This is a genomic window from Candidatus Roizmanbacteria bacterium (assembly GCA_016700135.1).
In the GTDB taxonomy this organism is placed as follows: Bacteria; Patescibacteriota; Microgenomatia; order UBA1406; family GWC2-37-13; genus UBA1450.
In genome coordinates this window covers 312,897-332,169 of sequence record CP065004.1, presented here as the reverse complement: position 1 = coordinate 332,169, position 19,273 = coordinate 312,897, and the positions used below count along the sequence as shown (strand labels likewise).

The 19,273-nt window shown below is 44.2% G+C and carries 18 protein-coding genes; 9 read left to right on the top strand and 9 right to left on the bottom strand.

The window, feature by feature from the left end; genetic code table 11:
• Positions 1-12: 12 nt before the first annotated feature.
• From IPM65_01870 to IPM65_01855, 4 genes are all read left to right on the top strand, one after another.
• Positions 13-1,362, top strand: a complete 1,350-nt coding sequence (locus IPM65_01870) for an MBL fold metallo-hydrolase (protein ID QQS44327.1) — start codon at positions 13-15, stop codon at positions 1,360-1,362.
• A 79-nt stretch (positions 1,363-1,441) separates the two neighbouring features.
• Positions 1,442-2,128, top strand: a complete 687-nt coding sequence (locus IPM65_01865; protein QQS44326.1) for a hypothetical protein — start codon at positions 1,442-1,444, stop codon at positions 2,126-2,128.
• A gap of 256 nt (positions 2,129-2,384) precedes the next feature.
• The gene (locus tag IPM65_01860) at positions 2,385-3,671 is read left to right on the top strand and encodes a methionine adenosyltransferase (protein ID QQS44325.1); all 1,287 of its coding nucleotides are present in this window, start codon (positions 2,385-2,387) and stop codon (positions 3,669-3,671) included.
• Positions 3,672-3,702: 31 nt separating this feature from the next.
• Positions 3,703-4,488 carry a 1-acyl-sn-glycerol-3-phosphate acyltransferase gene (locus IPM65_01855; protein ID QQS44324.1) on the top strand — a complete coding sequence of 262 codons (786 nt, stop codon included), beginning with the start codon at positions 3,703-3,705 and terminating at the stop codon, positions 4,486-4,488.
• A gap of 6 nt (positions 4,489-4,494) precedes the next feature.
• Here the strand turns inward: IPM65_01855 and IPM65_01850 are convergent, their stop codons facing one another.
• Both IPM65_01850 and IPM65_01845 read right to left on the bottom strand, forming a co-directional pair.
• Positions 4,495-4,959 carry a hypothetical protein gene (locus tag IPM65_01850; protein QQS44323.1) on the bottom strand — a complete coding sequence of 155 codons (465 nt, stop codon included), beginning with the start codon at positions 4,957-4,959 and terminating at the stop codon, positions 4,495-4,497.
• A 134-nt stretch (positions 4,960-5,093) separates the two neighbouring features.
• Complete coding sequence (locus IPM65_01845) at positions 5,094-5,759, bottom strand: uracil-DNA glycosylase (protein ID QQS44322.1); 666 nt, start codon at positions 5,757-5,759, stop codon at positions 5,094-5,096.
• 123 nt (positions 5,760-5,882) lie between these two features.
• On the opposite strand from IPM65_01845, the gene IPM65_01840 reads away from it, so the two are divergent.
• Both IPM65_01840 and IPM65_01835 read left to right on the top strand, forming a co-directional pair.
• The gene (locus IPM65_01840; protein ID QQS44321.1) at positions 5,883-7,982 is read left to right on the top strand and encodes a glycosyltransferase; all 2,100 of its coding nucleotides are present in this window, start codon (positions 5,883-5,885) and stop codon (positions 7,980-7,982) included.
• Between the two features lie 3 nt (positions 7,983-7,985).
• Entirely contained in the window at positions 7,986-10,565 is a 2,580-nt protein-coding gene (locus tag IPM65_01835; GenBank protein ID QQS44320.1) for a glycosyltransferase family 39 protein, read from the top strand.
• Here IPM65_01835 and IPM65_01830 read toward each other — a convergent pair whose 3' ends face one another.
• Positions 10,566-11,594: an alpha/beta fold hydrolase gene (locus IPM65_01830; protein ID QQS44319.1), complete on the bottom strand. Its 1,029-nt coding sequence runs from the start codon at positions 11,592-11,594 to the stop codon at positions 10,566-10,568. It lies immediately after the preceding gene.
• 15 nt (positions 11,595-11,609) lie between these two features.
• Entirely contained in the window at positions 11,610-11,921 is a 312-nt protein-coding gene (locus tag IPM65_01825) for a helix-turn-helix transcriptional regulator (GenBank protein QQS44318.1), read from the bottom strand.
• A 91-nt stretch (positions 11,922-12,012) separates the two neighbouring features.
• On the opposite strand from IPM65_01825, the gene IPM65_01820 reads away from it, so the two are divergent.
• Entirely contained in the window at positions 12,013-12,522 is a 510-nt protein-coding gene (locus IPM65_01820) for a cupredoxin domain-containing protein (protein QQS44317.1), read from the top strand.
• Here the strand turns inward: IPM65_01820 and IPM65_01815 are convergent.
• Positions 12,509-13,603, bottom strand: coding sequence for a C39 family peptidase (locus IPM65_01815; GenBank protein ID QQS44316.1), 1,095 nt, complete (start codon positions 13,601-13,603; stop codon positions 12,509-12,511). The two genes, IPM65_01820 and IPM65_01815, sit on opposite strands and share 14 nt — an antisense overlap.
• A 46-nt stretch (positions 13,604-13,649) precedes the next feature.
• Here IPM65_01815 and IPM65_01810 point away from each other — a divergent pair, with 46 nt between their 5' ends.
• A complete protein-coding gene (locus IPM65_01810) occupies positions 13,650-14,240 on the top strand; it encodes a L,D-transpeptidase (protein QQS44315.1) in 591 nt (196 codons plus the stop codon).
• On the opposite strand, the gene IPM65_01805 is transcribed toward IPM65_01810, so the two are convergent.
• Positions 14,173-15,714, bottom strand: coding sequence for a hypothetical protein (locus tag IPM65_01805; GenBank protein ID QQS44314.1), 1,542 nt, complete (start codon positions 15,712-15,714; stop codon positions 14,173-14,175). The two genes, IPM65_01810 and IPM65_01805, sit on opposite strands and share 68 nt — an antisense overlap.
• A gap of 144 nt (positions 15,715-15,858) precedes the next feature.
• On the opposite strand from IPM65_01805, the gene IPM65_01800 reads away from it, so the two are divergent.
• Complete coding sequence (locus tag IPM65_01800; GenBank protein QQS44313.1) at positions 15,859-16,533, top strand: IS1595 family transposase; 675 nt, start codon at positions 15,859-15,861, stop codon at positions 16,531-16,533.
• On the opposite strand, the gene IPM65_01795 is transcribed toward IPM65_01800, so the two are convergent.
• From IPM65_01795 to IPM65_01785, 3 genes are all read right to left on the bottom strand, one after another.
• Positions 16,530-17,597, bottom strand: a complete 1,068-nt coding sequence (locus IPM65_01795; GenBank protein QQS44312.1) for a hypothetical protein — start codon at positions 17,595-17,597, stop codon at positions 16,530-16,532. The genes IPM65_01800 and IPM65_01795 overlap by 4 nt on opposite strands.
• A 179-nt stretch (positions 17,598-17,776) precedes the next feature.
• Positions 17,777-18,319, bottom strand: coding sequence for a hypothetical protein (locus tag IPM65_01790; GenBank protein ID QQS44311.1), 543 nt, complete (start codon positions 18,317-18,319; stop codon positions 17,777-17,779).
• A gap of 115 nt (positions 18,320-18,434) precedes the next feature.
• Positions 18,435-18,950 (bottom strand): hypothetical protein, encoded by a 516-nt coding sequence (locus IPM65_01785; GenBank protein QQS44310.1) that lies wholly within the window; start codon positions 18,948-18,950, stop codon positions 18,435-18,437.
• Positions 18,951-19,273 lie beyond the last annotated feature (323 nt).

Sequence of the window (19,273 nt, the reverse complement as noted above, 5' to 3'; positions counted from 1 at the left end):
TTAGAATAAAGGATGCAAATAAAATTCTTGGGTGCCGCAGGTACGGTTACAGGTTCTTCGTATGTCTTGACGTCCGGATCAGGGAATTCAATTCTTATTGATCTGGGGATGTTTCAGGGAACCCCTGATATCGAAAAACTCAATAATAATCCTTTTGAATATAACTGTTCAAAACTAGACGGTGTAGTCCTCACACATGCGCATCTTGATCATTGCGGCAGACTTCCCATCTTGATCCCGCGCGGATTTAAAGGAAAAATCTGGATGACCCCTCCAACCCGTGACCTTACGGAACTTTCTTTGCTGGACAGCGCAAAAATAGCAATACAGGACCACAAAAAAGCACTTTACGACAAAAATTTGGCATATAGAACTATTGATCGCTTCAAGACAATGGAGTACAGAGCTCCTGAGAGAATAGGAGATTTTGTTGTCACAATGCGGGATGCCGGGCATATATTGGGATCTGCCACACTTGAGATAGAAGATCTGAGACCGAATTCAGAAATCCAAAAAATTGTCTTTAGCGGTGATCTCGGGAATTATCCTGAAGATATTGTGAAAACTACCGAATTTATCGATGATGCTGATGCTGTAGTCATGGAATCAACCTACGGAGACAGATTGCATGCTGATGAAGATGCAACTGCAATGCTTCAAGCAGAGATCAATGCTGTAGAACAGTCAGGCGGCACTCTCCTTATTCCGGCCTTTGCACTCGAAAGGACACAGGAGATTCTTCACATGATCATGCATCTGAAAAAAGAAGGTAAAGTAAAAGCGCGTACTCCGGTGTTTTTGGACAGTCCGATGGCCGATCAGGCGACCCAGATCTATATGGATTATCCCGAAATGTTCAATATTCATATCACTGAAGACCTCGAGAACGGCGGCATTTTTGCATTCGACGGTCTTGAAATCATCGCCAAAAGAAGCGAGAGTAGAGGGCTTTATTTTAAAAACGATGCAAAAGTCATTATTGCCGGAAGCGGCATGATGTCAGGAGGTCGTATAGTCGGACATGCTGCTCACTATCTTTCGCATTCGAAAAACCGAATATTTATCGTCGGCTATCAGGGGGAAGGAACACTCGGCCGGGAGCTTATGGAAGGCCAGCGCGAAGTTCTCATTGACGGAAAAATGATTTCAGTCAGTGCTTCCGTAAATACGACACATGCGATGAGTTCGCATGCGGATCAGCAACAGCTTATGGATTGGCTCAAGCACATCAAACAAGTAAAGCACGTGATATTGACCCACGGAGAAGATCCTTCAAGAAACGCACTTTCAGAGCGGGTACAAAAGGAGCTGGGAATTGACCAAATTCACTTACCTCACTTACACGAAGAAATTTTTCTATAGCTCCCTCTTACCGTTTTACCGCGTTTCTTTCATATTTCCTTGAGGGAGAAATACTATACTGCTTTGCGGAGGCTTGATTATGATACAAAAATGGAAAATTGATCTGACATTTATTGAACAGGGAGATATTTATTTTTTCTATAAACCGAAAAAAGGGATAGAAACGGTTTCCGGTATGGATGATGTTTCACGATTTTTTATTGTGCTTGATCCGCTTGACGGTCCTGCACGGTATGTCGTGATGGGAAATAAAAAACTGCCAATCGTAAATGACGGGCGCGAAACGACCTGGGGATTCGTACAAATGGTAGGAGGACGCGGATTTCAAACATATAAAGAGCAAAAGGGGACTCCGCAAAAAGGAGCATCCCGTCCTGCCGGAGAAGGAATTTATGCGATTCTCAAACACAGAGATCACTCTCATTTACTGTATAAACTTGAACTTCCCAAACGCATCGGAGAAGTGCAGAAATCGTTTTCTATTGAAAAGGAAGGAAACTACATTCTGCTTCATCGACCGGCCCACCGCCGCCCTTCGTCTCCTGATGCACCTTTTTCCAATTATTCTCCCGTTTCAGTAACCCAAAGCCTAAACCAGAAAAGTACACAGATATTACTTGTGGGAGTAGGAGGAGATATCGGAAGACTGGGTATTCGGGCTGAACATGAAGAGGAATCAATGAAATCTGCTGATATTTTTTCCAAACTGAAAGTTGATACATCAAGACATCCGAGTACAGCACTGCTTTCCGGCAAGTGGGAATAGGATCTCTTTCTTTGATATTGACAAGAATGTGCGGAGATATATAATGGTTGTGTAAATTTCGTTTAAATCGAGAGAGATGGGGAGAGATTTGGCTCGCTGATCCATCCAGCAACCGAGTCCGATAATTGTCGGACAACGGTGCTCCACCCAACCCTGGACCAGGGAAGGATACGACTTGCTTAGAGCAGGTAAATAATCATGAACCTCTCTGTCCAGGAGAGGTTTTTTTTATGCCGTTATTATTTTAAATTTCTTTATGACAGAAGTCTATCACGGCAGTGTTCCTGCCAACTGGTATGTAAATACAGGTTTGAGGCGAGACGGAGTCAGGGTATCTGAATCGGTTACTGAGGGGCATCCTGATAAAGTAATGGACTGTGTTGCTGATGCCATTCTGGACGACATTTTGACACAAGCTCATACCACGAGACTTGCGTTGCAGGAGCAGGGAAATCCTGATTGGATGCTTGTCCGTCCCGATCAGGCACGGGTGGCGATTGAGGGCCTGGCAAAAGGTAGTCTCGATGGAAAATACCCCGGAGGTATGCTTGTTCTGGCAGGTGAGGTAACTGCACCTCATAAAGTACAACCGCGATATGAGGAGGTAGCACGGCGGGTGATTCAGGAGATCGGATACGATGATCCAGATGCCGGATTTAGTCATGCTCTTGATCACTTTTTTATGAATGTAACGACGCAATCAGCTGATATTGCAGCCGGTGTGGGAGAAGCAAAAGGTGCCGGAGATCAGGGAATATTTTTCGGTTATGCGACTGTGGAGGATCCAAGCCTGATGCCGCTTCCGATCCAGATTGCTCATAATCTGACTCATGCTTTGACTGAGGCGAGAAAAAACGGAGCGTTACCTTGGCTCAAACCTGACGGGAAAAGTCAGGTGGGACTCAGGTATGAAAACGGACAACCTGTTGAAGTAACAAACGTGACCTTAGCAGCTTCGCATGAAAAAGAAATCTCACTTTCCGATGTTCGTTTACAGCTTTACAACAATATTATCGTACCCGTTCTTGATCAATACAATTTCGGACTGAATATTAATGAGAAAGCACTCCTCGACGGATCAGGTCCGGTCATCATAAACGGTGCCGGCAGATGGGATTCCGCCTGGGGGCCGCTAGCAGATGCCGGTGTTGTCGGAAGAAAACTGGATGTAGATACTTACGGAGGGGCAGTCCCGCACGGAGGAGGAGCCTTATCGGGCAAAGATCCGACCAAAGTAGACCGTTCCGCAAAATACGGGGCGCGGTTTGTAGCCAGTAATCTTGTAAGAGAAGGACTTGCTGACAGAGCACAGGTATTTATGTCATATACCATCGGACAGGAACGGCCGGACAATGTCACTATTGATACGTTCGGAACGGAGAAACGCTCTCCGCACCAAATTCGTGAACGTGCAGTTCAGATTCTTGATCTGACCGTTCCTGGGATTATTGAGCAGCTGCAGCTGTTCGATCCGATTTATTCAAGGACAGCACAGAACGGCCATTTCGGTCATGACTTTCGCTGGGAACAGCCGGTAAAGTAAAGGGAAGAAATGACATGATATAATTTCGGCAATGCGTGAACTGGAAGAGGTGCCTTTACATTTAAAAGGGCTCGGCGAATTTGTGGATCACAGTATCAGACTTGAACGGTACGGAGACGACTGTCAGACCGTTTTTCTGGATCAGCTCCGATCAGGCTCTGTGATTGTGCCATTCAATCATCGGTCAATCATTGATCCATTGGTTGTTATGCGTGAGATGAGGAGGATGGGAGGATCATCCATTACGAAGTTAGTATTACCTGCTACGATGAAGTTCTTTGACGGACGAATGGGAGGTACGGCTGCGAAACTCATGCATTACGTCGCAAAAAAATACAATGCTGAGCTATTACCGATTATTCAGCACTACGATACCGAGTATTCTGATGAGGAAAAGTTCGCTAATCATCGCGGAGTTATTGAAACAATTCTGGGTGCTTTGGGAGAACAAGGAAGTGTCGTTGCTCTTTCTCCGGAAGGAACACGCAGTCCCACTGCACAGCTTTTACCGGCACAGAAAGGTATAGATTTGTTTATGAAGAAGTCCCCGGACAGTCTGGTCATTCCCATTTCACTTGAAGGAACTGAGAAAATTGTCGGACACGAGTACAAAACGGTTAATCCATTTCATAAGGCAGCGATTACTTTCGGATTTCCGATGAGTGCAGGGGAAATCAACGACTTCAGCCGGAATGCACAAATCCCTTCTCGGGATTTCGTAATGCTGCAGATTGCGGCACAGCTACCGCAACGTGACAGGGGATATTACGGTCCGTCACACTTTCCGTGGTTCTATGACTTCCTTGAGATGCCGTAACCGGGATTATTTGTATTTATTTTTGATCTGAAAGAGAATGTAAAAGCTGATAAGTGCTCCGATGACTGCGCCGACCAGATTGAACTGAAGCACGTTAGCAACGATTGAAACGAGCGATGCCCAATACATATACGTCCATCCCTGCTTTGTTTGTGCAAACAGCCCCGGAAGTGCCATTGCTTCAAGGATCACAACCGGAATCATCAGGATGATCCCAAGCCACATACCGGTAACTGCACGCATTGCATTTATGCCGCCAAACGGCGCCATCATTGATGCAAATCCTCCGATTCCCACAACTGCAAGGAGTCCGGGAATGGTAAACAACAATCCCAGGATGACGAGATACGGTGCGAATTTCACGATAAGGTCCTTGATATTGTCGGGCATTTGAGGTGCCTTCTTACCGAAATATTCATCTAATGTGTCCTCAAGTTGGGACAGGGTTTGAGAAAAGGATGATTTTGCCATACATATAGAATAGAGCGTAACAATGAGCTTGTCAAGAAGAAGATGAAACTTTTTGAACATGAAACAAATTCAAGCCGGTTTTTTGTTTATAAGCGGTTTTAAGGATTTACATAAAATAACCGCTAGGCCTATTTTTAAATCCAGTCAATCGGCTCTTTTCCGTGTTCTGCCAAATATGTGTTGCAGCGGGAAAAATGATGATTCCCGTGAAATAACTGTGCCGAGTACGGAGAGGGGTGACCTGATGAAAGAACAAGATTCCGATCACGATCTATAGAAGCTCCTTTTTCTTGAGCGTATTTCCCCCACAGCATATAGACGATGTTTTCTTTTTCATCATTCAGTTTTGCGATCACGGCGTCGGTAAATTCTTCCCAGCCGTGTCCTTTATGTGACGCCGGCGATCCCGCTCTTACGGTCAAAACGGCATTGAGCATAAGCACCCCCTGTTTTGCCCAGCGGCTTAAGTCACCTGAGTTTTTCGGAGTGATCCCGAGATCGGATCGGATTTCTTTGAATATGTTTTTCAGAGAAGGCGGAATCGGGACAGATGTATCAACAGCAAAACTGAGACCGTTTGCCTGACCTTTTCCGTGATACGGATCCTGTCCGACAATTACGACTTTCACTTTATCAAAAGGACAAAGATCAAATGCCCGAAAGACATTTTTCGGATGCGGATATACATTTGTTGAAAGATACTCTTCGCGGACAAATGAAGACAAATCCCGGAAGTATTCCTGAATGAATTCTTCACGGAGCGCTTCCTTCCATGAGGATTCTATCCGTACGTCTGTCATGACAGTATTGTATCAATTTTTTGGCGGATATCCCTTACCACATCTTCACTTTTCTCTTACCAAATTACGTATTTGGTACATATATAGTGAGTCTTCGCATGATTATATGCGTCTTTTTTTTATATGAACAAACAAGAGCAAAAAGTTGTTGTGGTAGTCCCAACCTTCAATGAACGGGATAACATTGAAAAACTGATCGGTAATATTTTTGAGCAGAAGAAATGTTTTGATTCTCACGGACTTGATGTCCTTGTTGTAGATGATAATTCCCCGGACGGAACGAGTGCGGTTGTCAGAAGACTTGCCCAGCACAATGAACATATTCATCTGATTCTCGGCCGAAAGGAAGGGCTCGGTATTGCATACATGAAGGGATATAAACATGCATTGGAAAAGCTGAATGCGGATATTGTAGTCGGAATGGATGCGGATTTTTCCCATGACCCGAACATTCTTCCGTTTCTCGTGCAGCAGGTGATTGACGGCCAGGATATAGCAATCGGATCAAGATATACTAAAGGAGGATCCCTGCCTACCGAGTGGTCGTGGCTCAGAAGGCTGAACAGCGCAGTCGGGAATCGGGTAGCACGTTATATCGGAGGATTACGAAAAGTAAATGACTGTACGAGTGCCTACCGGGCGATCAATGCAAATCTGCTTAAAAAGATTCAGCTGCGGTATATCGGAGCGAAGGGATATGTCTTTTTAGTAGGACTGTTGCACCATGCTTTTAAACATAAGGCAAAAGTAGCTGAGGTCCCGATACACTTCAAAGAACGTGAATACGGATCGTCAAAACTTCGGATTTCGGATATTGTTGAATTCATTCTGTATTGCCTGAACCTGAGATTGACACTCATTAAGCCGAGCTATCTGATACTATCATTTATCGGATTATTTCTCACGGGGATAGTATTTTTATATTTTCTGTTCCCGTTTACTCAGTTTCTCTCACTTGTTCTCTTTGGCTTCTCATCTATTGTTCTCGTGATGGGAATATTCAATATTTATCTCATGCTGTACTACTGGGAAGATGTGGATCGGATTCACACTAGTAAAGTTCCCGCCCGTTTTGCTCCTTCCGATTTGTCTTTCACTGCCATTTTACCGGCTCGGAATGAGAAAGAAGTTATTGGCGATACTATCCGCGCAATTAATGCGATTGATTATGACGATACAAAAAAACAACTTATTATTGTCTGCCGGTATGATGACATCGGTACTATCGAAAAAGTACATCATGTCATAAACAAGCTGCAGAACGATAAGATTCGGCTTGTGACATTTATGGACGGACCTATAAACAAGCCACACGCACTCAACATCGCACTACCGTATGTGAAAAATGATGTTGTTGTCATTTTCGATGCAGAAGATCAGCCCAATAAGGATATCTATAAAGTGGTCAATACCGTCGTACAGAAAGATCCGAAAATTGATGTTGTTCAATCGGGAGTACAGTTGATGAATTTTGACACTCACTGGTTTGCGACGTTCAATGTGCTTGAATATTTTTTCTGGTTTAAATCTACTCTTCACTTTTTTGCAAATAACGGTCTTGTCCCTTTGGGTGGCAATACGGTATTTTTCCGTAAAAAAATACTTGATGAAGTAGGCGGATGGGATGAACAGTGCCTCACGGAAGACGCTGATATCGGTATTCGGCTGAGTGCCGCAGGAGCCAAATTCCAGGTAGTCTATGATGAAAAACTGGCGACTCGGGAGGAAACTCCTCATACTGTCCGGGATTTTATCAGACAGCGGACGAGATGGATTCAGGGCTTTCTGCAGATCTTTCTGAAAGGTGAATGGCTGTATCTCGGAGGGGGAAGAAAAAAACTGCTGGCATCCTATGTCCTTCTCATTCCGTTTATTCAGAGCGTGACGATACTGATTATTCCCTTCATGGTCTATACGGCAATTGCCTATAAACTGGATGTGTATGTTGCGGTTTATACATTCATACCGCTCCTAACACTTATCTCACAGCTTGTTGTACTCAATATCGGATTGTTTGAATTTACCAGGAAATACAGCCTTCGGTATCCGATTTTTTCGTCGTTCAAATTGTTACTCTTTTTCTTACCGTATCAAATACTTCTCAGTATTAGTGCTATACGGGCACTTTACAGGCACAGAAGGGGATCCTCTTCCTGGGAAAAAACACAGCATCTCAACGTTCACCGTAAACCTGAACCCGTACGAAAATATCTTTTTCAGTAACCTATGCGTCGTATCATATCATTTTTCAACCGGAGGGAGAGTAGACTGGTACTTCTTGTTGTCCTCATAGGGGCGATAGCTCATGCCGTCAATATGTTTCATTTTCCATACTACGAAAATGATGAAGCAATCTATTTAGGAAGGGCCTGGTCGCTGATAAACCTGGGACAAATGGATGCTTACACTTACTGGTATGATCATGCGCCTCTCGGTTGGATGATGCTTGCAGGTTGGTATGCCATTATCCCTGACTTTTTCAGTTTCGGATTTTCCGTAAATTTCGGCCGGGTTTTTATGCTGCTTATGCATATGGCATCGAGCATCCTGGTGTACTTCATAATGAAAAAGTTGTCAGGAAGTCGTTTAGCAAGCGCTTTGAGTGTCATCATATTCTCATTTTCTCCACTTGCAATATATTTCCAGCGGAGAATTCTCCTCGATAATATCATGGTATTCTGGGTACTTGTTTCTCTTGCTTTTTTACTTTACTACAACAATAAGCTTCGTAATATTATGTTCAGTGCCATAGCATTCGGGTTTTCATTTCTTTCAAAAGAAACATCCGTATTTATGCTTCCCGTGTTTGTGTACATTGTGTATCTTCAGGTGCATAAGCATCATCGCTTATTTGCCGTCATCAAATGGATCAGCTATGTCGGACTGGTTGTTTCTCTCTATTTTTTGTATGCACTGCTGAAAGGGGAATTGTTCCCGGAAGGAATGTTCGGATCAGCAAATCATGTCAGTCTTATTGAAACTCTCATTTTTCAGGCGGAACGGGATGGGGGAAGTATATTCGATATTTCAGGAAGTACCTTCTGGCACAACTTCGGAATCTGGATGAGAGAAGATCCGGTTATCATACTGCTCGGATTTGGGACTACGCTCGTGAATCTGATCATCGGGATCAGACAAAAAGCTGCACGAATTCTCTCATTACTCACGTTATCGCTTATCGGTTATCTGGTCCGCGGCGGTATCGTCATTGAGTTTTATATTATTCCGCTTTTCCCATTCTTTGCAATGAATATTGCCTATGCCGGATACTATCTCGGAGAAGAGCTCTACCGCAATGTGAAAGCCAAAGAGTCTATAAAATGGATTCCGAATGCGGCATTCATGATTGTTTTGCCCATTGTGTTTGTAATATTGAGCTTCAGCATGAGGGACGGTCACAAGCTATATCTTTCCGATCAGACGGAACCGCAGATGGAAGCAATTGAGTATATGCTCTCGAAACAGTACCGGGATGCTTTTTACACGATGGATAATTACGGATTTGTAGATTTGATGGAAAAAAATAACGGAAATTTTGCGGAAGCTCACCATTACTGGAAGGTTGAGTATGACCCTGAAATCCAGCAGGATATTCTGAAAGGAAATCCCGGAAATATTGATTATTTTCTCATATCTCCGCAGCTTTTGAATGATGTCAATACCGGAGTGTTCCCGTTTGTCGGAGAAGCTCTTGCCAATTCCCGGCCGATTGCGACTTTCTCGCGTGACGGATGGGGTGTCGAGATCTGGGGTACGGAATATCCCCAACGGATACTGCAGGCGACATGGGCATCATACAAGGATGAGTTTATCCATGGAGGTCGTGTGATTGATCCCGCGACAAAGGACACAACGTCGGAAGGACAATCCTATGCTCTTCTTCGGGCCGTTCTTATGGATGATAAGAAAACGTTTGATCAGGTCTACTCATGGACAAAAGGACAGCTTCAAACCGATGAAAATCTGTTTCTCTGGAGTTTTAAAAGGAAAGGAGATGACAAAGGAACAGCTTCTGATGCAGATGCTGATATTGCACTGGCATTAGCATTTGCGTATAAACAGTGGGACGATCCGGCATATCTGAGCGAGTCTGAGAAAGTACTAAACGGTATTTGGGACCATGAGGTAGTAGTTATCGGGGATGATCCCTACATGACTGCCGGGAATTGGGCGTCAGGATCACAGTTTGCCACTATTAATCCTTCATATCTTTCTCCGTCTCATTACGAAATATTTGCCCAAATTGATAAAAGCCATGACTGGGGATCCTTAGTTGATACATCTTATGACCTTTTGCAGCGGTGCAGTTTCGGACTATCAGGAGGCAGAGAAGTGTTGCCGCCTGAATGGTGCGTTCTTGACCGGTCATCGCGTGAAGTGCGTCCGTCCGAGAAACCGGGTCCTGAGGGAATAGAATACGGGTACAATGCCATCCGGGTACCGATGAGAGTGGCACTCGACTATCAATGGTTCGGCAGACCTGAGGCAAAAGAGTACCTTTCATCACTTGCCTTTTTGGGAGAAGAATGGAACAGAAACGGTAAACTGTATGTCTCATACACCCATGATGGACAACCATGGGATCAGTATGAATCTGCAGTCGCATACGCAGGCAATCTCGGATACTTTCTTGCCGAAGATCCGAAGACAGCGGAAAAAATATATTCGGAAAAGATACTCAGCAAGTTGTACGAAAATAAGAAACATTCGTATTGGGAAGATCCGGAAAACTATTACACTCAAAACATTGTCTGGTTTGCTACAGCCCTTTATGGAGAACAATTCCCCAACCTCTGGAGTAGGTAACTATCGAAGATGTTCGGAAAAAAAGGTTACCGTTTCCTGCATGGCTTCACTAAAACCGGGATCGGAAATATTATGACCGCCTGACGGATGCTCAATTACTTCTACGGAAAAACCGGTACCTTCCGCCACTTTGAGCAGATTTCTGCTGTATTCGATACTGACGACATCATCGTTTACGGCATGATGTATTTGCAATGATCCCTTAATATCATCAAGATAATTTGTTGCTGCGACCTGTTTCCAGAATTCATTGTCAGGTGAAAATTCACCGACCTTTTCAAAAATACGCCTTCTTGTCTGTCGTGTAGGAGATCCCGATGGCGGCGGGACATAACTGCTGTCGCTTATTCCGTATCTTCTCATGTCTTCATAGGTATATACTGCGCCTGCCCAGATTACTGCGGCGGGAATATCAGGCCGTGCAGCCATACTTCTCAGAATTACATTTCCGGCCATACTGTGCCCCCAAAGGCCAATTGACTCAGGATCTACAAAATCCGTGTTCCGGAGTGCTGCATACGCATTGAGGGTGTCGATGACATAATCGGATGAATAATATGCTCCGCCGGGTGTACCTTCTGAGTCTCCGTGTCCGCGTAAATCAATTTTGAAAACAACAAAGCCGTTTCTGGCGAGATAATTGACGTAATCAGTATATTTTTCAGTAGTCTGATACTGAGCGGGAGGAATATATCCGTGAATAAAGACGATGGCTGGCCACCCGTTCTCCGGTTCTTCACCTGTCGGTATTGTGAGGAGTCCGTTGATTTTCAACCCGTCAGAGTCATACGACGTGAGGTACGAATCATATGATCCGTTGTTTTCAAATAAGGTTCTTTCTCCGAGAGTACTTGTGTAGGAACGTTCTCGGAGGTAGGGGATGGTAAGTTCGACAAACGATACAGGAGTAGGTGTCGCGATTACTTCCTTTATCGATGTGAAAGGATTCGATTCAGCTTTCCGGTTTAGAAAAAAGTATCCGGCAATCAAAGCGATAATCAGGATAGTGATTGGTAAAAAGCGTTTCATAGTTGCGAAAGATGATTAAACTTCCCGTCCCCATTCATCCATCGCATTAAATATTTTATTGAGTTTTTCTCCTTTTTCTGTAAGATAATACTCAACATGAAGAGGAACTTCAGGATAGACCTTTTTGGAAATCAGCTTCTTCCCTTCAAGCATTCGCAGCCGGTCAGTGAGAGTTTTAGAACTGATTCCGTCCATGGTCTTTTGAAGTTCACCGAAACGTTTCTTACCCAACATTAACTGATAGAGAATTGAAGTTGTCCATTTACCGGAGATTATCCTGATAGTCTTTTCTACATTGCATTCTGCCATAGGTATCCATTGTATCATACTTTACTTTTTGAAACTACTTTACAAAATAAAGCATCTATGACACAATTATTGCTGTCATTGAGACAAAATTAAAATTTTATTTTTTATTATGGAACAGGCAGCACAATCACCGAAAGGGAATAGCAATATGCTTATTATCGGAGCCGTTATTATCGTGGCAGTCGTTGCGGCCGGGATTTTTATGACACAGAACAATCAGAATTCACAGGCAGTCAACACAGATACGACAACGGAAACAGAAAGTCAGACGGATGACTCTATGGCCCCGGATACAACTACTTCCGGATCGGGAGAGCAATCGGCTGCCGGTACTTCAGAAGAAGCGGTACAGATTGTTGAAGTGGAAGCGGGAAGTTTTTACTACAAACCGAATGAAATCCGGGTAAAGCAAGGGGATAAAGTACGCATTGTAATGAACAGTGTCAGTATGATGCATGATTTTGTCATTGATGAGCTCGGAGTCAAAATGCCTGTCGTTCAGAACGGCGACACGGGAACGGTAGAGTTTACAGTCACGGAGAAAGGCACTTTCGAATACTACTGTTCAGTGGGTGAACATCGTGCGCAGGGACAGGTCGGTACGCTTATTGTTGAGTAACAGAAAGAGATTGGAGGCGGTCTTCGGCAATCTGTAAATTCTGATTGTAGTAGGCCGCTTTTTCATATTCCTGCTTTGCTAATTTGGGTTGATTTTGTTTCATGTAACTATCTCCCCGGATGATATACAGTTCTGAATATGCCCGGTTCTGGTTTTTCAGTATATTGTCAGTAATTGAGAATACCTTATCATAAGCCTGAAGTTCAAAGTAGGCGCGAATAGGCTCCGATTGATACCAGAGTGTCCGAAAAGGTAGTCTGTCACGTACTTTTTCGTATTCTTCGACTGATTGTTTATAATTCCCCAGATAATATTCCGCAACGGACAGATTAAAGCGGGCAGTTGTATCATCTGGGTTTTCTGCAAGTATCTTCTGTGCTTTTTGTTTTGCGTGTTCCCATGCTACGGTTTTATCTACTTCATCACCGAGGGCTTTCTCAACTTCGTTTTTCTTTTCCGGTGGGACAAGGACTAGATATTCATAACCGAATTTGCTCCACAATTCATCAAACTCTTCATAGGAATATCTTCTGTTTGGTCCCTGATAAGAGTCATCCTGAATAATTTCTCCCGATGTTTTGTCATATCCCGTGACTACCCGATAATGGCCGATATCTTCATCTTTCGTAAGCCATGTTCTCGTTATGACGGGCAGATCCAGTGCAATCAGACGGGTCAAAAGCTCGATATCACCGTCCGGCCGGTGAAAGGGAATAAGGTTGTAGTCAACTACTTTATTCCCTAATTCTTCCAATGTGACTGATTTATCATCATTGTCTCCTGCGGGGTTTTGATACGGTCGAAGAGCTTTCCCGAGCTCTTCCTGAGAGGCATTGATAGAATAATGTGAAAGAGCCATGGAAAGTGATGCGGGACCGCAGTTGTTGAATGATTGATAGATATGGTAATTGCTTTTCAATACTTTCTGATCCGGTATCCCGGTAGGTTCCTGTGACGGTGATATTTCCTGGTTGCTCTCTGATTTGACGGTGAGTTTCTGAATACCTGCATTACTTTTGAATACGACAAATGAAATGCTCCCCGCAAGCAATACCAGAATTGTGAGAAATGTATTTCGCATGCCGTATTTTAGCAAAAAGACCGTAACGTTTGATACAATGGCATGTATGAAAAAGGTAATACCTATACTGGGCGTCCTCACACTTATTCTCACCGGTATTGTCGTAACTCAATTTCAAAGCATTTCACGGTTTCAGGCAAAAAAAGACGTGATGAAGCCTGCTTATTGGTTTTTGCTTCATCGGAAATCAAATGTTGAGTATCTGTATCTCGGGAAACCGGGCGATATTCATGAAAGTGAGCTCATAAGGAAATTCACCGTGAAAACGGGTATCCCCGGTGAACGACCGACACCGCTTCCCGACCTTGTCGGGAGAGAGTACTGGGTACTGACTGACAAAATGGAGTCGACTAATAATCCTGAAACTGCTCCTTATTTTTTGATACTTGATGTCCCGACGCCGTCTGAAGCACCGTTCGGACCGTCACCGTATCTGGAGTGCGGAGGAGAACAGTGCAATTGGGAGTTACCGGGATATTTCGGACTTCACGGAGTAGCCGGAAACCCTGAGAAATTATCATCAGAAGATCCGGGCAGTTCGGGATGTGTCAGGCACAGGGATGAAGATATTACGTACTTATATGATCTTCTTGATCCGAAATCGGGAGAGATCCGATATTATGTGAAGGATATTTAAATTCAGGTATGAGTGATCTCGGGTCAATGTAAAGCATTGCCTGTCCGAATAGCGCCATCATTTTGATGATATACCACAGGAGAATGACGGTGTCGTCATATTTGCCGAATGTATCATTCTTCAATTCTTCGTCGGCCACTTCAGGGTTACTGTCAAAAAGAATATAGAACATCCCGTCCAGTTGTTCTTCAACGGCAAAATCTTCAATAACTTCGTTAATTTCAGCAATATGCATAGTCAGATTTTCAAAAAGTGCTTCATTCCAGACAAATACGATCACTTCGGGGAGGACATTATCTTCAACGAAGCTGCTTTCATCGGACACAGACTCTTCCATAGGGAGTACAAAAACGCCGATTGGCTCTTCCTGGTAGTTTTGATCTTCAATCCCTCTGAAAATCTGATCAACTACTTCCTGCTCAGTATTCAAAATAAGCGGAAACGGTTCAGGAAATGGTATTCCCGGAATTATTTCCTGATTATCGGGCTGCTCAGATATGATCTCGTCTTCTGAATCTTCATATACCTTAAAGTGAGCTTGAGGATCTTTTTCTGAGGTATCAGAAGTATTTTGGACAAGACCAGCAGCATCATACTCAATCAGTTGGGTAAGGTTAATGGATTCAAGAGGGACGTAAGGCAGATCAACAACTGGTGAGAGTCCATGTTCGGGATAAACTCCCGGGGTTAAATCTTCAGTTTTATTATCTTCTCTATGGGCATCTTTGTATGAGAAAAGGGTTATTGTCTGCTCGGTGAGAGAAACAGCCTGGGGCCCCGTTTCAAGTATGACTTCAGTATTGGGCGGTAAGTCCGCAATGTCTGTTCGTATAAGTTCTGAATCAGCAGTAATTGTTCGTTCATCCGATTCCGTTTGTGTTAGGGATACTGTTGACGTTTCAGTATCCGGGATATGAGTATCAGCGTTAAGGGCTTGTTCTGACAATAAATTTTCCTCATTTTCGGTAAAATCGGTAATTACAGATTCCTGAAAACCGCTCGGTGTATCTGTCTGATTCGGTGTTGTTTCCGTGGAAGCAGCCTCTTCGGCAGGTACTGTCATGAAAGAGAACTGTTCTTCAGCTGCAAACGGAGAAGTTTCCGATACGGGAGTTGAGATGTTGCTTTCTGGAAGCCTTTCTTTCGGCGTGTCCGTTATGACAGATACATCAGTCGGTTGCACTTCAGAAGGTGATGAAAATTGCTCCGCAGTGTCTTCTGATTGTCCGGTATGTCGTTTGATGGCAGACTCCTCAGGCGTGACGGGATGATCCCCAATGTGCATTTCAATCGACGGTTGGGGAATGACAAATCCCGATTCCATGACGTCGGGAAGAGATTCCTTCGGAACGTATGAGGCTGGTTCGGAGATCTGTGGAAGAACATCCGTTTGTTCTGCAACAAGCCTGGTTGAGGTAGTTACTCCAAAAACCCGTGACTCCTCAGGTTGAGCAAAACCTCTTGGGATCTCCATTCGTGTTTCTTCAGTAGAAGTTTCCGTCACGGGCGGTTTTTGATGTTCCCTAGCTGTGTATGTCGGAAGTTCAGCAATGTCGGTTTTATCGATCTTGGTAATTTCATAGGCTCTAGACTAGCAGAGTAGTGCTAAACTAGAGGTATGGTTTGTAACAATAGGCCGATATCAAAATACAAGAGAAAAAAGATACTATGGTGTTTTGCACACGATCTGAGTGCTACACAGACCTCTGGTATTTTGGGTCTCAACCGCAATACAGTCAACAAATATTACAATAATATTCGTCAACTCATATATCATCACCAAGTGCACCAGATGCAACGATATGTTGGTGGTGAGATAGAAATTGATGAATCATACTTTGGACCTCGAAGGATGAGAGGCAAGTCAAGTAAAAGAGGTCGTGGGACGTCATTTAAGCAGGTAGTATTTGGGATATATGAGCGTCAAGGACGTGTATTTACTCGTATCATTCCAAACTGTAAAAGAAGAACGCTACATGCTGTTATGAAGGGAAAGATTGACTTGAACAGTACTGTATATTCAGATTCGTGGAGCGGATACAACGGACTTGTTGATGTCGGGTATGACAAACATTTGAGAATCAATCACAAGAAAAATGAGTTCTCAAATACAAAAGGGGTCCATATCAATGGCATAGAGTCATTCTGGTCCTTTTGTAAAAGACGTCTCGTTAAGTTCAATGGTGTAAAGAAAAACTTTCCATTACACTTGAAAGAGTGTGAATGGAGATGGAGCAAATCCCCATCGATCCTTTACAATGAACTATTACAAATTGTTAATGTGCTAGTCTAGAGCCTTTCATATACGTTTGAGGCTTTTGCTTTTTCCTTTACAGTTTGTCCCGCCTGGTGGGGAGTTTCGGGCGGATACTCGGAAGGATTTGCCGTATGCTTAGTTTGCTGTACTTCCGATGTAGATTGTTGGAAATCCTCAAATTGTTGTTCTGTTTTGTCGATAGTTGCTGCTGTAGTTGAGGTTTCAGAAACTGCTACCTCTTTCACTCCAGTTTGTTGGTGGGTCTCTTTCTTTGGTTCATCTGATTCTTTGAGTAATGTGTTCTCTGTCAATTTTTCATTTGGTTTGTTCTGATGTTCAGATGCTCCTACAACAGGAGCATCTCCTGCAGAAGGTACGGATTGTTCAGCGGGAGGTGCTGATTGGTGCGCAGTTTCAGTGGGAGGAACGGTTCCGGTTTCCGCAGGGGTAGGGTCGTGTGGCAAAGATGCTATTGTATTTGGCTTTTCAACTGACAATGTAGGTTGGACTTTTGCTTCAAAATGAGCGACAGTTGTTTTCAGATCAGGTTTTGCAATTGGAGGAGGGGCGGCTTCGACAGGTTTCACGTTGGGGATTTCATTTTGTGCTTTGGAGGCCTCTTTCACGATCGATACGGGTTCCGGTATCACGGACGCAGCCGGTTTTACTGCCTCCTGTTTCGTCGGAGTAACTTCTGAAGAAGGAGTTATAACCGTTTCCGGTTGGATTTTTAATGCGTCCATACGCTCCCTGATAAGACTCTCTGCGTCGGGGCCTTTCAAAATATCCGGATTAGATTTTGTCAGTTCCTGAACTGCCTGTAATCGTCTCATCAACGGATTATTCCCTCCGTTTTTTTGTGCTTCACTGAAAAATCCGCAGGCTGCCGTGACGGCACATATAGTACAATCATGATCGGCAGGTATCCCTTCCTGTTGTTTCGGCAAACCGGGAATTTCCTGAGGCTTCATAAAGCTCGGAATCCCGTCAAGAGAGACACCCATGGTCTTGCCGAGGATATGGGCGGCATTTGTGACATCCGCGCTTTCACGTTCTTGAAGCTGTTCTTCACGCATTGTTTCAAATGATGAAGAATCCATGATGGCACAAAAAAACGACCGGAAAGTCAGGTCGCGGTTAAACTGATAGCTGTTATGACGAGGCCGGGAGCGGAACCTCAGATGAAAGACTCCCTTTATTCGAAAAACATTATTTTGACAATCTGAATTGACAAGTACTCTATTATAAAAAAGAAGAGAGAAGTGTGCAAGGGAAGATCTTAGATGACTCCGATGGAGTGTGAGAATGCTGTGACGTTTGCTATAAACCGTTCCCGGTCAACAGGAATATTTTTTTGAGAAATCAAATCAAATAGGTGTACAAGATACCAATCAGAATTATCCGGATTATAGTATGTATTTTTTATCTCATCAAAGCCCATTCGGGGAAGAGGAGATACCATCAAAGGTCTCATCAGAACTCCTCCGAAAAACATGAAGTGATTGTTAGCAAGCTTGTAATAAGACCGTAACCGCTCGGCATGAGACAGTGTATTTGCGGCTACAAATCCTGCAATTTCTCCCGTCAGACACAAGTGTGTCTTTGATCCCAGAAGTTTATCTCCCTGTTTTTCTTTCATGACGGCCGTAGTTGTCCAAAATTGATGAGGATCATGAGCGCTAACTACCTGAATCATTTTTGTCTGGAGCGGCTCTCCGTTTGCATAATGAAAATATTCCAACCAGCGCCATTCGGTATCCTGACAGGTCGGTGCGACATCGATATATCCGGGGAAATGAGGGCGTAATTCTGTAAGTGACATATCTGTTAAAAGGAAAGAATGAGGGAAGGCGCAAAGCGTCGGAGGGGGCACGGAGTGCCCCCTCCAACAAACTACGGTCAGAAAGGGCTTTGTTCAAAGCGGAAGCTCAGACAGTCTAGTCGGCAGCCTGCTCGGCTGCCTCTTCAGCGAGCATGTCTTCTTCGTCGCCTTCATCCTCTTCGGCCCAGCGCCGGTACTCCTCGTCCTCCACGTAGAGGTTCAGAGTCCGCATGGCGTGACCGATCATGCAGTCGTCTTCGCCGTACGCGCAGTCGCGCTCACCGTTCTCCTCGGACTGCAGGGCCATCATGGCCATGGCCATGATTGCGGCGAGTGCGTCTGTGCCGTCTTCGTCGTTTTCGTCGCCAAAGGGCGAGCTAAACGGTGAGCGGCGGCTGCGGAACGGGGACTCAAAGGGAGAGCGATCATACGGCGAGCGGCGCTGCGATGCCAGGAGGGCAGGCAGAACCTGCTCCAAGGTTTCGCGGACGGCGGTCTGCACGATCTCGCGGTCTGCCGCGACCGGGATGCTGTAGGTCTCCTCGATCGTCACCTGGATAGCATTGGGATCGACACTCTTGGACTTGTCGCCATTGCGGCGGTTGAACAGATCAGGAATGCTGCTAAACATGAGATTGCCTCCATTGAAAGTACTACGTCTTGGATAGTGATTGCGGTTTGAACATTGAGCTCTCACCGGCAGTTCCTCAGGATTACTCCTTTAGATTCGATTCGATCCGAAGATCTCTTCCAGGTTTCTGCTTCACCTGTACAACGTAGTTGAATGTCAGGCATTCTCCTTTCTTTTTTTGTAGTTGTTGGATTGCAAATAAAAAGAGCACTCATACATCTAGTGCTCGAATAACATCTTATAATATAAAATGTTACTAGGGCACTAGACAAGTGCTTTTATTATTATTAACCTTCCCTCATTATTAAAGTGCTATAGATTTC

Bases quoted from the DNA above. Each gene is read 5' to 3' on its own strand.
- IPM65_01870 (QQS44327.1), top strand. From the start codon at position 13: ATGCAAATAAAATTCTTGGGTGCCGCAGGTACGGTTACAGGTTCTTCG.
- IPM65_01865 (QQS44326.1), top strand. From the start codon at position 1,442: ATGATACAAAAATGGAAAATTGATCTGACATTTATTGAACAGGGAGAT.
- IPM65_01860 (QQS44325.1), top strand. From the start codon at position 2,385: ATGACAGAAGTCTATCACGGCAGTGTTCCTGCCAACTGGTATGTAAAT.
- IPM65_01855 (QQS44324.1), top strand. From the start codon at position 3,703: ATGCGTGAACTGGAAGAGGTGCCTTTACATTTAAAAGGGCTCGGCGAA.
- IPM65_01850 (QQS44323.1), bottom strand. From the start codon at position 4,959: ATGGCAAAATCATCCTTTTCTCAAACCCTGTCCCAACTTGAGGACACA.
- IPM65_01845 (QQS44322.1), bottom strand. From the start codon at position 5,759: ATGACAGACGTACGGATAGAATCCTCATGGAAGGAAGCGCTCCGTGAA.
- IPM65_01840 (QQS44321.1), top strand. From the start codon at position 5,883: ATGAACAAACAAGAGCAAAAAGTTGTTGTGGTAGTCCCAACCTTCAAT.
- IPM65_01835 (QQS44320.1), top strand. From the start codon at position 7,986: ATGCGTCGTATCATATCATTTTTCAACCGGAGGGAGAGTAGACTGGTA.
- IPM65_01830 (QQS44319.1), bottom strand. From the start codon at position 11,594: ATGAAACGCTTTTTACCAATCACTATCCTGATTATCGCTTTGATTGCC.
- IPM65_01825 (QQS44318.1), bottom strand. From the start codon at position 11,921: ATGATACAATGGATACCTATGGCAGAATGCAATGTAGAAAAGACTATC.
- IPM65_01820 (QQS44317.1), top strand. From the start codon at position 12,013: ATGGAACAGGCAGCACAATCACCGAAAGGGAATAGCAATATGCTTATT.
- IPM65_01815 (QQS44316.1), bottom strand. From the start codon at position 13,603: ATGCGAAATACATTTCTCACAATTCTGGTATTGCTTGCGGGGAGCATT.
- IPM65_01810 (QQS44315.1), top strand. From the start codon at position 13,650: ATGAAAAAGGTAATACCTATACTGGGCGTCCTCACACTTATTCTCACC.
- IPM65_01805 (QQS44314.1), bottom strand. From the start codon at position 15,714: ATGGAGATCCCAAGAGGTTTTGCTCAACCTGAGGAGTCACGGGTTTTT.
- IPM65_01800 (QQS44313.1), top strand. From the start codon at position 15,859: ATGGTTTGTAACAATAGGCCGATATCAAAATACAAGAGAAAAAAGATA.
- IPM65_01795 (QQS44312.1), bottom strand. From the start codon at position 17,597: ATGGATTCTTCATCATTTGAAACAATGCGTGAAGAACAGCTTCAAGAA.
- IPM65_01790 (QQS44311.1), bottom strand. From the start codon at position 18,319: ATGTCACTTACAGAATTACGCCCTCATTTCCCCGGATATATCGATGTC.
- IPM65_01785 (QQS44310.1), bottom strand. From the start codon at position 18,950: ATGTTTAGCAGCATTCCTGATCTGTTCAACCGCCGCAATGGCGACAAG.